This is a genomic window from Pantoea sp. ME81 (assembly GCF_903970985.1).
Lineage (GTDB): Bacteria > Pseudomonadota > Gammaproteobacteria > Enterobacterales > Enterobacteriaceae > Pantoea > Pantoea communis.
The window spans coordinates 1-14350 of sequence record NZ_CAJCKS010000017.1 but is presented as its reverse complement, the minus strand read 5'-3'; the positions used below and the strand labels follow the sequence as shown (position 1 = coordinate 14350).

Here is a 14350-nt window from a genome sequence, read left to right as displayed (position 1 = left end):
CTGAACTTAACCTACGACCAGGTTAAGCAGTTTGCCAGGGACATAAATCACTTTACGAAGTGTGACGCCTTCCAGATATTTCGCCACAATGTGCTCCTGCGCAGCACGCGCCTGAACCTGCTCCTGCGTAGCATCCGGCGCAACGGTAATCTTGCCGCGCACTTTGCCATTCACCTGTACAACGACCAGCAGTGAATCTTCCACCATCGCGGATTCATCCGCAACCGGCCAGCTGGCTTCATCGACACTACCTTCTCCGCCCAGCGCCTGCCACAGAACATAGCTGGCGTGCGGCGTGAACGGATAGAGCAGACGAACGACCGCCACCAGCGCTTCCTGCATCAGTGCGCGATCTTGATCGCTCTCCTGAGGGGCACGAGTCAGCTTGTTCATCAACTCCATGATGGCAGCGATAGCGGTGTTGAATGTCTGGCGACGACCCACGTCATCGGCCACCTTGGCGATGGTTTTGTGCAGATCGCGACGCAGCGCTTTCTGATCGTCGTTCAGTGCATTGAGGTCCAGCGCCACGGTGGCACCTTTCGCTACGTGTTCGTAGGCCAGTTTCCACACGCGCTTCAGGAAGCGGTTCGCACCTTCTACACCCGATTCCTGCCATTCCAGCGTCATTTCTGCTGGTGAAGCAAACATCATGAACAGACGCACGGTATCGGCACCGTAACGTTCAACCATCAGCTGTGGATCGATGCCGTTGTTTTTCGACTTGGACATCTTGCTCATGCCGGCATAAACCACTTCGCGGCCTGCGTTGTCGACAGCCTTAACAATACGACCTTTTTCATCGCGCTCAACGCTAACATCAACCGGAGAAACCCAGTTACGCTCGCCGTTCGCGCCGGTGTAATAGAACGCATCGGCCAGAACCATACCCTGACACAGCAGACGTTTGGCTGGCTCATCAGAGTTCACCAGGCCCGCGTCACGCAGCAGCTTGTGGTAGAAGCGGAAATACATCAGGTGCATGATGGCGTGTTCGATACCACCGACATACTGATCCACCGGCAGCCAGTAGTTCGCAGCGGCAGGATCCAGCATGCCTTCGTTGTAATTGGCACAGGTGTAACGCGCGTAATACCAGGATGATTCCATAAAGGTGTCAAAGGTATCGGTTTCGCGCAGCGCTGGCTGGCCGTTAACTGTGGTTTTCGCCCACTCAGGATCGGCTTTGATCGGGCTGGTGATACCGTCCATCACCACATCTTCTGGCAGAATCACTGGCAGCTGATCTTCTGGCGTTGGCATCACGGTGCCGTCTTCCAGTGTCACCATTGGAATTGGCGCGCCCCAATAACGCTGACGGGACACACCCCAGTCACGCAGACGATAGTTGACTTTACGCACACCGACGCCTTTCGCCGCCAATGCATCAGCAATGGCGTTGAAGCCCGCCTGATGATCCAGACCGTTGAACTCACCCGAGTTGAACAGCGCGCCTTTATCGGTCATCGCCGCTTCGCTCAGATCAGGCGTTGAACCATCCAGATTCAGGATTACTGGTTTGATGTTCAGGTTGTATTTAGTCGCGAACTCCCAGTCACGCTGGTCATGGCCTGGAACAGCCATCACTGCGCCGGTGCCGTATTCCATCAGGACAAAGTTAGCGACCCAGACTGGGATCTCTTCGCCCGTCAGCGGATGGATAGCAAACAGGCCGGTGGCCATGCCTTTCTTCTCCATCGTCGCCATATCTGCTTCAGCCACTTTGGTGGTGCTGCATTCTGCGATGAAGTCAGACAGCGCAGGGTTGCTGGCCGCAGCCTGGCGCGCCAGTGGGTGGCCAGCTGCCACAGCAACGTAGGTGGCACCGAGGAAGGTGTCCGGACGTGTGGTGTAAACCGTTAATTTCTCTTCGCTGTACGCCACATCGAAGGTGATTTCCACGCCCTCAGAACGGCCAATCCAGTTACGCTGCATGGTCTTGACCGTTTCAGGCCAGTCTTCCAGCTTATCCAGATCGTTGAGCAGTTCTTCCGCGTAAGCGGTGATTTTCACGAACCACTGAGGAATCTCTTTGCGCTCAACTTTGGTGTCACAGCGCCAGCAGCAGCCGTCGATAACTTGTTCGTTAGCCAGTACGGTTTGGTCATGCGGGCACCAGTTCACCGCTGAGGTCTTTTTATAGACCATGCCTTTTTCATACAGCTTGGTGAAGAACCACTGTTCCCAGCGATAGTACTCTGGCTGGCAGGTCGCCAATTCGCGGCTCCAGTCATAGCCAAAGCCCAGCAGTTTGAGCTGGTTCTTCATGTATTCGATGTTGTCATAAGTCCATGGTGCGGGCGCGGTGTTGTTTTTTACCGCAGCGCCTTCGGCTGGCAGCCCAAACGCATCCCAGCCAATCGGCTGCAGGACATTTTTACCCAGCATACGCTGATAGCGCGCAATCACATCGCCGATGGTGTAGTTACGCACGTGGCCCATGTGTAGGCGGCCAGAAGGATAGGGCAGCATAGAAAGGCAGTAGTATTTCTCTTTGCCTTCCTGCTCGGTCACTTTAAAGGTTTCGTTTTCGTCCCAGTGCTGTTGGACGCGGGATTCTATCTCTTCCGGGCGGTATTGCTCTTGCATGGCTGCCTGTGGTCCTTTATGAAAATCGTTAACCCTGAATAGTTCACGTCACAGGCAGGCGGCAAAGGTGTGAATACGCTCGCGCTTAACGAAGTAAACGACGGCGTGAACACGTGCAGCCAACGCACCTGCGACTTGAAGTATGACGGGTTCGCATACATTTAGATCCGCATAGCATACCCATAAGGCTCTTCCTCAACAACATTTCACGCCCCGGCTGAGCGGATTTCTACTCAATGCGCCGCCGCTTTCACCCTTTTGCGATTTACTCCGCTTTCGTCACGGCAAATATGACAGAACAGCTAAACTTACTATCAGCTATTCCCGCGGAAAGGAGAACAAAATGAATAACGTGGCGCAGGAGTATCGTGCAACGATAGCGGCATTAACCCAGCGGCTGGAACAGGGCGAGCGTGATGTTGATGCCCTGGTCGCTGAGGCACGGCAGGAGTTATTAGCGAAAAAGACGCTGACCTCTTCTGAAGTGAATGAGGTGATGCGGGCGGTCAGGCGTGATTTACATGAGTTCGCGCTCAGTTATCAGGAATCTTCAGATGTGCTCGGTGACTCCGTATTCTTGCGCGTCATTCGCGAGAGCGTATGGAAAGAACTGGCGGATATCACGGACAAAAGCCAGTTAGAGTGGCGCGAGGTGTTTCAGGATCTACGGCATCACGGTGTTTATCAAAGCGGTGAAGTGGTGGGGTTGGGTAACCTGGTGTGTGAGAAGTGCGGTTTTACCCGGGCGATCTATACACCGGAGAGCTTAACGCGCTGCCCGGAGTGTGGGCACGATCATTTCCAGCGTCAGCCTTTTGAGCCTTGATTTGCGGAAAATCGCGCCGCTGCGTGATTAATGGGGAAACCCCATCCATACAGCGGCGCAATTGAGAGCGCTAATTAATGCAGGATCTTCGCGAGGAAGTCTTTTGCGCGGTCGGACTGAGGGTTATTAAAGAAGTCATCTTTGTTAGTGTCTTCGACAATTTTCCCTTCATCCATAAAGATCACGCGATTAGCCACTTTGCGCGCAAAGCCCATCTCGTGCGTCACCACCATCATGGTCATGCCTTCGTTCGCCAACTCCACCATGACGTCCAGCACTTCGTTGATCATCTCTGGGTCGAGCGCAGATGTCGGTTCGTCAAACAGCATCGCGATGGGGTCCATGCACAGCGCGCGGGCAATCGCCACACGCTGTTGCTGTCCGCCCGAGAGCTGTCCAGGGAACTTCTCCGCATGCGCAGCCAGACCAACACGCGTCAGCAGCTTGAGACCCTTCTCACGCGCAGCGGCTTTATCACGCTTTAACACCTTGACCTGCGCCAGCACCAGGTTATCGACAATGCTGAGGTGCGGGAACAGTTCGAAGTGCTGGAACACCATACCGACTTTGCTGCGCAGTTGTGCCAGGTTGGTTTTCTTGTTGTTCACTTCGGTACCGTTAACCTGAATGCTGCCTTCCTGCACCGGTTCCAGACCGTTCACCGTTTTAATCAAGGTTGACTTACCTGAGCCGGACGGTCCACAGACCACCACCACTTCACCTTTTTTTACTTCGGTGGAGCAGTCGGTCAGCACCTGAAAGTGACCATACCACTTAGAAACATTTTTCAGGCTAATCATTTAAACCGTCCTCTTTCTTTTCAGATAGCTAACCAACAGCGAAGCGCTCAGGCTGATCACAAAATAGACCAGACCGGCAAACAGAACCATTTCAACCTGGGTACCGTCACGCTCGCCAATCGTCGAGGCGGTACGGAAGAAGTCAGCCAGGCTTAACACATACACCAGCGAGGTATCCTGGAACAGCACAATGCCCTGCGTCAGCAGCAGTGGCACCATGGCGCGGAACGCCTGCGGCAGGATGATCAATTTCATTGATTGCCAGTGCGTCATACCCAACGCGAGCGCAGCATTCGACTGTCCGCGTGAGATGCTCTGGATACCCGCTCGGATGATTTCCGAATAATAGGCCGCTTCAAACAGTGCAAAAGCAATCATGGCGGAAATCAGGCGAATGTCAGTTTTGGGGGAAAGTCCCAATACCTGTTGCAGTAATGCAGGCACCACCAGATAGAACCACAGCAGCACCATCACCAGCGGGACGGAGCGGAACAGGTTGACGTACAGCTTAGCGAACCAGCGAATCGGCGCGAACGGCGACAGACGCATCACGGCCAGAATCGTGCCCCAGATAATGCCGAACACCACGGCGACGGCGGTAATCTTGAAGGTGATGATCAAGCCATTCCACAAATAGGGCAGGCTGGGAGGAATCGAACTCCAGTCAAACTCGTACATTATTTGCCTCCCAGATTGCCGGGCAGGCGAATTTTACGTTCTACCAAACTCATAATCAGCATGATCACCAGGTTAATACCCACGTAAGCCAGGGTAATGGCGGTGAAAGATTCATAGGCGTGCGCCGAGTAGTCGAGCAACTTACCGGCCTGCGCCGCCATATCCACCAGACCAATGGTCGAAGCGATGGCAGAGTTTTTCACCAGGTTCAGCATTTCCGAAGTCATCGGCGGCACAATCACGCGATAGGCATTCGGCAGCAGCACGTAGCGATAAGTTTGTGGCAGCGTCAGCCCCATCGCCAACCCTGCGTTTTTCTGACCGCGTGGCAATGATTGAATCGCGGCACGTACCTGTTCACAAACGCGCGCAGCAGTGAACAAGCCGAGGCAAATGGTTGAGGAAACGAAGAACTGAATATTGGGGTCCAGTTCTGCTTTAAACCACATCCCCAGTTTTTCGCCAACCAGTTCTGGCGCCACCAGATACCAGAAGAAGAACTGGACGATCAGTGGGATATTACGAAACAGTTCCACGTAGCAGGTACCAATGGTCGACAGCAGTCGATTGGGCACGGTACGCAGAATGCCGAAGAAGGAACCTACCAGGAAGGCGATAATCCAGGCGCAGCAGGAAACCGCAACGGTAACCTGAAATCCGGACCACAGCCAGCCGAGGTAAGTCGTATTGCCGAACGGGGCCTGTTGTAAAAAGATGCCCCAGTTCCAATCGATACCCATAACGAGCTCCGGTAAAAAAAGGGTAGCGAGGCTACCCATAAGATTGTTGAGCGGTGTCTTGCGTCCTGCTTCAGGGGAACGACCTGTTGCAGTCTGTCTGTCCGCACCGCGTGTTCAGCAATCGAGAGGGCAGCCTAACTGCCCTTGTTTTCATTGTTAATTCAGAGTGCTTTATCGTTTGGTGCTTTGAACAGCGCCTGCATGTCAGAAGACAGCTCGAAGTTCATGTTCAGATTCTTCGGTGGGATTGGCTGTTTGAACCAGGTATCGAACCACTTAGCGGCTTCACCCGAGGTCTGCGCTTTCGCGATGGTTTCATCCATCAGCTGTTTGAACTGCGGGTCTTCTTTACGCAGCATACAGCCGTAGGCTTCTTTCGACTGAGGTGTGCCAGTGATCTGCCAGTCGTCTGGTTTCTTCGCTTTAGCACGTTCACCCGCCAGCAGCGCGTCATCCATCATGAAGGCCACGGCACGACCGGTTTCCAGCGTACGGAAAGAATCGCCATGGTCTTTGGCGCTGATGATGCGCATATCCATTTTCTTCTCGTCGTTCAGCTTGTGCAGCAGAACTTCAGAAGTGGTACCAGAGGTCACGACAACGGTTTTGCCTTTCAGGTCCGCGAAATCTTTGATATCGCCACCCTTTTTCACCAGCAGACGCGTACCGATGATGAAGACGGTATCGGAGAAGGCGGCTTGCTGCTGACGTTCCAGGTTGTTGGTGGTAGAACCACATTCAAAATCGTAAGTGCCGTTTTGCAGCAGTGGAATACGGTTCTGAGAGGTGATCGGCAGCATTTTTACTTGCAGATCAGGCTTGTTCAGCTTGGCTTTGATCGCCGCTACGATGGCGTTTGAGTAGTCTTGTGAATAGCCAACCACTTTTTGCTGGTTGTCGTAGTAAGAAAAGGGAACTGATGACTCACGATGCCCAACGACGATCACGCCGCTATCATTAATTTTTTTCAGGGTGCCGGTGAGATCTTCCGCCTGGGCCGCTCCCGCTGCTGCTCCCAACAGCAGAAGAGATAATGCCACTTTGCGTGTCTGCATGTTCCTACTCCTTTGAATGGATGTTGCGCAGAACATAAACTGCGCAGATTGTGATGTTGTGTGTATTTCGTGCTGCTTTTTTAGTTATCCCTTAGCGCAACTGCGCGCAGGATAGTGATTAACATAGCGAATTGTTAACGCAATGAAACAAAAAAGTTTGTTTTTTGCGAGCCGCTCCGCACCATTAAGAGGCAATAAAAAGCCATTGCGCCGTTTCGGTGCGTGTCAGTGCCAAATAATAGTGCGTGAACATGGCATTACGCTGACAAAACGCTGATGTTGAGAAAATCACTGAAATAAATAGCAATGATCGTGCCAGCACGGTGAGATGCGTGAAAAAGCCAGCAGAGAATCTGGTAAAGCGTAGCCGATGGGAGCGGAAAACAGCGCAAAAAAAAGGCGAAGTGAGCACTTCGCCTGTCAGAATGTGATCGGAGTGTCAGTGGCGGCGACGAATAATCGCCAGAACGATGCCGATTAACGTCAGAATCCATACCGGCCAGATGCCTGCTTTGGCATAAGGGGTCTCACCAGTGGTGGGTGTTACCCTGGCTTCCAGCACGTCACGCGTGAACTGCGGGATCTCTTTTTCAACCTCGCCGTTGGCATTCACCACCGCCGTGACACCGTTATTGGTGGATCGCAACAGCGGACGGCCCAATTCCAGTGCACGCATACGCGCCATCTGGAAATGCTGCCAGGGGCCGATGGAGTGACCAAACCAGGCGTCGTTAGATACGGTCAGCAGGAAGTTGGTATTAGGACGGAAGTTGGCTCGTACCTGCTCGCCCAACACAATCTCGTAGCAGATGGCGCTGGTAAGATCATAACCCGCCACCTTCAACTGCGGCTGCACATAGGCACCACGGCTGAACGACGACATTGGCAGATCGAAGAACGGCGCCAGCGGACGCAGCAGATCTTCCAGCGGCACAAATTCCCCGAACGGCACCAGATGGTTTTTCTGATAACGGTTATGGCTTTGATAGCTGTAAGGCTGCTCGCCGCCCAGCACAATTACGGAGTTGTAATCGTGGTAGCGGTTATCCCCTTCAACGCGTGAATCGACAATCCCGGTAATTAGCGAGCTGCCGCGCTCGCGCAGTTCGGCATCCAGCGCTTTGAGGAACGGCTGCTGATTGCTTTCAAGGTCAGTAATCGCCGATTCCGGCCAGATAATGATGGGCGCTTTGCCCATATAAGGCTGGCTGTAAGAGGTGTACACACGCAACGTATTCAGCAACTGCTGTGGGTCCCACTTCATCGACTGGGGAATGTTGCCTTGCACCATCGCCACGTCCACGCTGCGTTCCGGCAGCGGCTGATACCACTGCAACATGCGCAGTGGCCATGGCAGCAGCAGCAATACCGCGGCCGCCACCAGGCTCTTCACCGTACGATGATAAAGCGCATGCACCAGCAGACCGGCGATCACCATCAACAGGAAAGTGATGGTTTCAACGCCCGCCAGCGGCGCAAGGCCTTTGAGTGGACCGTCGATCTGGCTGTAGCCGAACTGCAGCCACGGGAATCCGGTCAGGATCCAGCCACGCAGAAATTCGCTGATTTGCCACAGTGCCGGTGCCGCCAGCACCAGACGCCACAAGGTCGCACGTGGCCACAGGCGATTAAGCACCGCCGCAAACAGCATCGGATAAATCGCCAGGTAAGCGGCCAGCAATATCACCAGGAAGACGTTAACCGGGCCAGGCATACCACCAAAGGTGGCGATGCTGACGTAAACCCAGTTAATGCCACTGCCGAACAGACCAAAGCCCCAGACGAAGCCAATCGCGGCGGCTTGAGGGCTGCGGCGATCCAGTAGCAACAGTTGCAGTCCCGCCAGGGAAACTAATGCGGCAGGCCAAAAATCATAGGGAGAAAAGGAAAGGGTGCCAACGGCACCCGCAATCAAAGCCAGCAGCAGGCGAACCCGCTGCTGCGAGTAGAGAGAGGCTAAAGCCATAAAATTATTCGTCTTCCAGTTGCGGTTGTGGAGAGTCTTCCGGAATTTTCACATGCACCTGGATGATACGGCGGCTGTCGGCCATCGCGACTTTGAATTGGTAACCATCAATGTCGATGCTCTCACCGCGCGCGGGAAGGTGGCCGAATCCCTGCATCACCAGACCGCCAATGGTATCCACTTCATCATCACTGAAGCTGGTACCAAATACCTCGTTAAAATCCTCGATAGGCGCAAGCGCACGTACGGTATAGGTATGGCGGTTTAACTGACGGATATCACGATCTTCTTCATCGTCATATTCATCTTCAATTTCACCGACAATCAATTCGAGGATATCTTCAATCGTGACTAGCCCGGAAACGCCACCGAATTCGTCAATGACAATCGCCATATGATAGCGCTGGGAACGGAACTCTTTCAGCATGCGGTCAACACGCTTACTTTCAGGCACGACAACGGCGGTGCGCAGCACTTTCTCAATGCTGAAAGGTTCAGACGCGCTGCTCATAAACGGCAGCAGGTCTTTGGCCATCAAAATGCCTTCGACGTGGTCTTTATCTTCGCTGATCACCGGGAAGCGTGAGTGGGCGGAATCAATAATGACCGCAAGGCACTCTTCAAGGCTTTGGTTGCGTTTAAGGGTGATCATCTGGGAGCGCGGGATCATGATGTCACGCACGCGCTGCTCGGCAATATCCAGCACCCCTTCGAGCATGTCGCGGGTGTCCTGGTCGATCAGCTCTTTTTGCTCAGAATCGCGGATCAGTCCCAGTAGCTCATCACGGTTTTTGGGTTCACCGTGAAAAAGTTGGTTAATTAACAGGGAGAAAAATCCCTTTTTACTACTGGGTGCGTCGCTGTTTTGAGAATGGTCGTCGCTCATGGCGTTTTTATTTCGTTCTCTCTGGTGAGGGAAAGGAACTGCTGGCATCCGCGCCAGCAGCGCAATAACCTGAACCTAAGGGGGTCAGGCGTCTTCTTTCTCCGAAATGTACGGGTCAGGATAACCAAGAGCAAGCATTATCTCGGTCTCCAGCGCCTCCATTTCTTCGGCTTCTTCATCTTCAATATGGTCATAGCCCAGCAGGTGTAGCGTGCCGTGGACAACCATATGCGCCCAGTGGGCTTCAACGGTTTTGCCTTGTTCTTCCGCTTCTTGCTCAACAACCTGACGACAAATAATCAGATCGCCCAGCAGTGGCAGCTCAATCCCTGGTGGCGCTTCAAACGGGAAAGAGAGCACGTTGGTCGGCTTATCCTTACCGCGATAAGTCAGATTAAGCTCATGACTCTCCGCTTCATCCACCAGACGGATGGTGACTTCACTTTCCGGCTGGAAAGGCGTCACGGCGGCTTCGAGCCAGCGCTGGAAAGCAGGTTCGGCTGGCAGGCCATTTTCATCGGCACAGGCCAACTGTAAATCTAAAATCACCGCGCTCATGAAGGCTCCTGCGGGCTGGATGGGGCGGCAAGTTGAGACGCTAGCGTTTCACGCTTGCGCTCTTCTGCCAGTTTGTCACGGCGCTTCTGATCGGCTTCTTCCCACGCTTCATAAGCATTCACGATGCGTGCGACAACCGGATGACGCACCACGTCTTCGCTGTGGAAAAAGTTAAAACTGATTTCATCGACTTCCGCCAAAACCTCAATGGCATGACGCAGGCCGGATTTGGTGCTGCGCGGCAGGTCAATCTGTGTGACGTCACCGGTGATCACCGCTTTGGAGTTGAAACCGATACGTGTCAGAAACATCTTCATCTGCTCGATGGTGGTGTTCTGACTTTCATCGAGAATCACAAAGGCGTCATTGAGTGTGCGGCCGCGCATGTAAGCGAGCGGAGCCACTTCAATCACATTGCGCTCCATCAGCTTTTCCACGCGCTCAAAGCCGAGCATTTCAAACAAGGCATCGTAGAGCGGACGCAGGTAAGGATCGACTTTCTGGCTCAGGTCACCCGGCAGGAAGCCCAGTTTTTCGCCGGCCTCTACCGCAGGGCGCGTCAGCAAAATACGGCGGATTTCCTGACGTTCCAGGGCATCAACGGCAGCGGCCACCGCCAGATAGGTTTTACCGGTACCAGCTGGACCCACACCGAAGGTGATGTCATGGTCGAGGATATTAGCCACATACTGCGCCTGATTGGGCGTACGAGGTTTAATCACACCGCGCTTGGTTTTGATGTGAATCGCCTTACCAAACTCCGGCACGCTTTCGGCGGTTTGCTCCAGTACACGGCTCTCTTTGATCGCCAGATGCACCTGGTCCGGTTCAATATCCGGGATTTGGCCACGCACTGGCGCAGTACTCACGTACAGGTCACGCAGAATGTTGATGGCTGCGTCAACGCTGAGCGATCGGCCCACCAGTTTGAAATGGTTGTCCCGGCGGTTGATTTCGACACCGAGGCGTTTTTCCAGCTGCTTCACATTGTCATCAAACGGACCGCACAGGCTCATCAGTCGGCGGTTATCAGCCGGTTCAAGGGCGATTTCACGAGTTTCGATATTCAAATGAATCCTTTGGGTCACTCAGGGCCAGTTGAAGAAGGTGTATCCAATGCTCCATCACAGATTGAGCATCTATACGGAATTATTTATGGGGCAAGGCCCGGCTGCAAGTTACAGAGACGATATTTGGGCGTTGCAGGTGGAATGCAAGGGGCACGGGATGAAACAGGCGGCAGCACCTTGTGCACTGCCGCGCAAAGTTGGAGTATCAAGGCTGGTAAAGACCGACACCGATGTCATTTTCACGGCGCGTGCGGGCTATCACCGCATCGGGGCTGAGGCTGACACGCAATGCCATTTCATCTTCAGTGCGGATCAGTTTGCCACGCAGCGAGTTGGCATGGACATCGACAATTTCCACGTCAACAAACTTACCGATCATCTCAACAGGCGCTTCGAAGTTCACCACGCGGTTGTTGTCGGTGCGTCCGGTCAGTTCCATGACATTTTTACGTGAGATGCCTTCTACCAGCACACGCTGTGTGGTGCCGAGCATGCGGCGGCTCCACGCCATCGCCTGCTGATTGAGGCGATCCTGCAGAATATACAGGCGCTGCTTTTTCTCTTCTTCCGACACATCGTCAGGCAAATCAGCGGCAGGCGTACCCGGACGGGCCGAGTAGATAAAGCTGAAGCTGACATCGAAATTCACGTCGCCCACCAGTTTCATGGTCTGCTCAAAATCCTGCTGCGTTTCGCCAGGGAAACCAATGATGAAATCTGAACTCATCTGAATATCAGGACGTGCTTTCTGCAGTTTGCGGACGATGGCTTTATATTCCAGCGCGGTGTGCGCACGCTTCATCAGCGTCAGGATACGATCGGCACCGCTCTGAACGGGCAAGTGCAGGAAGCTCGCCAGCTCTGGCGTGTCACGGTAGACATCAATAATGTCATCAGTGAATTCAATCGGATGGCTGGTGGTAAAGCGGATGCGGTCGATGCCATCAATGGCCGCCACCAGACGCAACAGTTCCGCGAAGCTGCAGAGCTGGTCATCAAAGGTCGTGCCGCGATAGGCGTTGACGTTTTGGCCCAGTAAATTCACTTCTCGCACGCCCTGCGCAGCCAGTTGCGCGATTTCCAACAGAATATCGTCACATGGACGGCTCACTTCCTCGCCTCGGGTGTAAGGCACCACGCAGAAAGTACAGTATTTGTTACAGCCTTCCATAATGGAGACAAAGGCCGTCGGGCCTTCTGCACGCGGTTCTGGCAGACGGTCAAATTTCTCGATTTCCGGGAAGCTGATGTCAATCACCGGGCTTTTCGTCCCGCGCACCTGATTCAGCATCTCTGGCAAGCGATGCAGCGTCTGTGGACCAAATACAATATCCACGCAATTGGCGCGTTCACGCAGGCGTTCACCTTCCTGCGAAGCGACACAGCCGCCGACGCCAATAATCACGTCAGGATTTATCGCTTTCAATTTCTTCCAGCGTCCTAACAGCGCGAAAACCTTCTCCTGCGCCTTCTCACGGATCGAGCAGGTGTTGAGCAGCAGGACATCCGCCTCTTCAGCGTCCTCGGTCAGGGTGTAACCGTGCGTGCTGTTCAGCAGATCGGCCATCTTTGATGAATCGTACTCATTCATCTGACAGCCCCAGGTTTTAATATGCAGTTTTTTGGTCATCGAACTAGCCATTGATTCAGAGCAGGGAAGTGCAGGGCGCGTATTGTAATGCTTTGCTGCTGTTGTGACCAGCACAGCAGGGTCTGAGATTGTGCAGCAAATTTCCGGTACACTTTATCTATCAACGTGATGACGTGAGCTATCACGACAAGCAGAAGGATTAGAGTCAATGCAGGATTCACATTTTGATGTGGTGGTGGTGGGCGGCGGTATGGTCGGTGCCGCGCTGGCTTGTGGACTGGCACAGCAGCAATTTCGTGTGGCGGTGATTGAACGTGCCGAACCCGCTGCGTTTGATGCAGAAAGCCCGCCCGATGTCCGCATTTCCGCGATTGGAGCCTCGTCGGTAGCACTACTGCGTCAGTTGAATGTGTGGGAACGCGTGCTGGCGATGCGCTGTGCGCCTTATCGCAAGCTCGAAACCTGGGAGTGGCAAAGTGCACATGTGACCTTTGATGCTGCCTCGCTGGGCTTGCCAGAGCTGGGATATATGGTGGAAAACAGCGTGCTGCAACGTGCGCTGTGGGAAAAGATGCAGGAAGAGGGGATCACGCTGATTTGTCCCGCCAGCCTGCAGCAGCTTCATTCGCATCGTGGCGGCTGGCAGGTCCAGCTGGATAATGGTACCACGCTGGATACGCGGCTGGTGGTTGGCGCGGATGGCGCCAACTCGCGCGTTCGCCAGTTGGCGGGAATTGGCGTGCGTGGCTGGCAATACGCGCAGTCCTGCATGCTGATAAGCGTCGAATGTGAGCATGATGCCGGGGATTCGACCTGGCAGCAATTTACGCCAGAGGGGCCACGTGCTTTTCTGCCGCTGTTTGATCGCCACGCTTCTCTGGTGTGGTATGACGCACCGGCGCGTATTCGCCAGCTACAGGCGTTGCCATTGTCACAGCTTGAAAAAGAGATTCACGCCCATTTCCCGGCACGCGTTGGGCGGGTTCAGGTCAAGAAAGCAGCCTCATTCCCGTTGGTTCGTCGCCACGCTACGCGCTACGTTTTGCCGGGATTGGCGCTGGTGGGTGATGCAGCACACACCATCAATCCCCTTGCCGGACAGGGCGTAAATCTCGGGTATCGCGATGTTGATGCGTTGATCAATACGTTGGTGGAGGCGCGCAGCCAGGCTCAGTTATGGTCATCGGATGCGGTGTTAAAGCGTTATCATCGTCAACGCTATAACGATAATTTGCTAATGCAGGGTGGGATGGATCTGTTCTATTTTGCCTTTAGCAACACGCTGGCCCCATTGCGTTTTGTGCGTAATCTGGGATTGATTGCAGCGGAGAATGCTGGAGCGCTGAAACGTAAGGCGCTGAAGTACGCGTTGGGCTTATAGATGGCAGAGCGTCGCAGGGCGCTCCTGGCAGTTTCCCTGATGCAGAAAACAATAAAGCCCGCAAGAGCGGGCTTTATTGTGCAATTTGGCTGGGGTGCAGGGATTCGAACCCCGGAATGCTGGTATCAGAAACCAGAGCCTTACCGCTTGGCGACACCCCAATAATGCGTTTTCAAATTGTCTTTAATTGGCTGGGGTGCAGGGATTCGA

Annotated in this window: 12 protein-coding genes and 1 tRNA gene; 2 read left to right on the top strand and 11 right to left on the bottom strand. The window is 53.9% G+C overall.

Annotation, left to right across the window (positions count from 1 at the left end; genetic code table 11):
• Nucleotides 1-6: 6 nt before the first annotated feature.
• Nucleotides 7-2589: a leucine--tRNA ligase gene (leuS, locus tag H7A81_RS05085; protein WP_160867874.1), complete on the bottom strand. Its 2583-nt coding sequence runs from the start codon at nucleotides 2587-2589 to the stop codon at nucleotides 7-9.
• 343 nt (nucleotides 2590-2932) lie between these two features.
• Between leuS and H7A81_RS05080 the strand changes: the two genes are divergently transcribed.
• Nucleotides 2933-3415 carry a zinc ribbon-containing protein gene (locus H7A81_RS05080; protein WP_058960798.1) on the top strand — a complete coding sequence of 161 codons (483 nt, stop codon included), beginning with the start codon at nucleotides 2933-2935 and terminating at the stop codon, nucleotides 3413-3415.
• A 74-nt stretch (nucleotides 3416-3489) separates the two neighbouring features.
• Here H7A81_RS05080 and H7A81_RS05075 read toward each other — a convergent pair whose 3' ends face one another.
• The 9 genes from H7A81_RS05075 to miaB all read right to left on the bottom strand — a co-directional run bounded on the left by H7A81_RS05075 (nucleotide 3490) and on the right by miaB (nucleotide 12798).
• Nucleotides 3490-4215 carry an amino acid ABC transporter ATP-binding protein gene (locus tag H7A81_RS05075; protein WP_034829065.1) on the bottom strand — a complete coding sequence of 242 codons (726 nt, stop codon included), beginning with the start codon at nucleotides 4213-4215 and terminating at the stop codon, nucleotides 3490-3492.
• Nucleotides 4216-4893, bottom strand: coding sequence for a glutamate/aspartate ABC transporter permease GltK (gene gltK / locus H7A81_RS05070; protein ID WP_058960797.1), 678 nt, complete (start codon nucleotides 4891-4893; stop codon nucleotides 4216-4218). It abuts the gene before it with no gap.
• Nucleotides 4893-5633 (bottom strand): amino acid ABC transporter permease, encoded by a 741-nt coding sequence (locus H7A81_RS05065; protein ID WP_034829069.1) that lies wholly within the window; start codon nucleotides 5631-5633, stop codon nucleotides 4893-4895. The genes gltK and H7A81_RS05065 overlap by 1 nt, the downstream gene beginning before the upstream one ends.
• A gap of 161 nt (nucleotides 5634-5794) precedes the next feature.
• Nucleotides 5795-6688 (bottom strand): glutamate/aspartate ABC transporter substrate-binding protein, encoded by an 894-nt coding sequence (locus H7A81_RS05060; protein WP_058960796.1) that lies wholly within the window; start codon nucleotides 6686-6688, stop codon nucleotides 5795-5797.
• A 439-nt stretch (nucleotides 6689-7127) separates the two neighbouring features.
• Complete coding sequence (lnt, locus tag H7A81_RS05055; RefSeq protein WP_058960795.1) at nucleotides 7128-8654, bottom strand: apolipoprotein N-acyltransferase; 1527 nt, start codon at nucleotides 8652-8654, stop codon at nucleotides 7128-7130.
• A 4-nt stretch (nucleotides 8655-8658) separates the two neighbouring features.
• Complete coding sequence (gene corC / locus H7A81_RS05050) at nucleotides 8659-9540, bottom strand: CNNM family magnesium/cobalt transport protein CorC (RefSeq protein WP_034829075.1); 882 nt, start codon at nucleotides 9538-9540, stop codon at nucleotides 8659-8661.
• An 84-nt stretch (nucleotides 9541-9624) separates the two neighbouring features.
• Nucleotides 9625-10098, bottom strand: a complete 474-nt coding sequence (gene ybeY, locus H7A81_RS05045; RefSeq protein ID WP_034829084.1) for an rRNA maturation RNase YbeY — start codon at nucleotides 10096-10098, stop codon at nucleotides 9625-9627.
• Complete coding sequence (locus H7A81_RS05040) at nucleotides 10095-11168, bottom strand: PhoH family protein (RefSeq protein ID WP_058960793.1); 1074 nt, start codon at nucleotides 11166-11168, stop codon at nucleotides 10095-10097. Before H7A81_RS05040 ends, ybeY begins: the two co-directional genes overlap by 4 nt.
• A 205-nt stretch (nucleotides 11169-11373) precedes the next feature.
• Nucleotides 11374-12798 (bottom strand): tRNA (N6-isopentenyl adenosine(37)-C2)-methylthiotransferase MiaB, encoded by a 1425-nt coding sequence (gene miaB / locus H7A81_RS05035; RefSeq protein ID WP_058960792.1) that lies wholly within the window; start codon nucleotides 12796-12798, stop codon nucleotides 11374-11376.
• 169 nt (nucleotides 12799-12967) lie between these two features.
• Between miaB and ubiF the strand changes: the two genes are divergently transcribed.
• Complete coding sequence (gene ubiF, locus H7A81_RS05030; RefSeq protein ID WP_182056920.1) at nucleotides 12968-14140, top strand: 3-demethoxyubiquinol 3-hydroxylase; 1173 nt, start codon at nucleotides 12968-12970, stop codon at nucleotides 14138-14140.
• Nucleotides 14141-14226: 86 nt separating this feature from the next.
• Here ubiF and H7A81_RS05025 read toward each other — a convergent pair.
• Nucleotides 14227-14301 (bottom strand) — tRNA-Gln (locus H7A81_RS05025).
• Nucleotides 14302-14350: the final 49 nt, after the last annotated feature.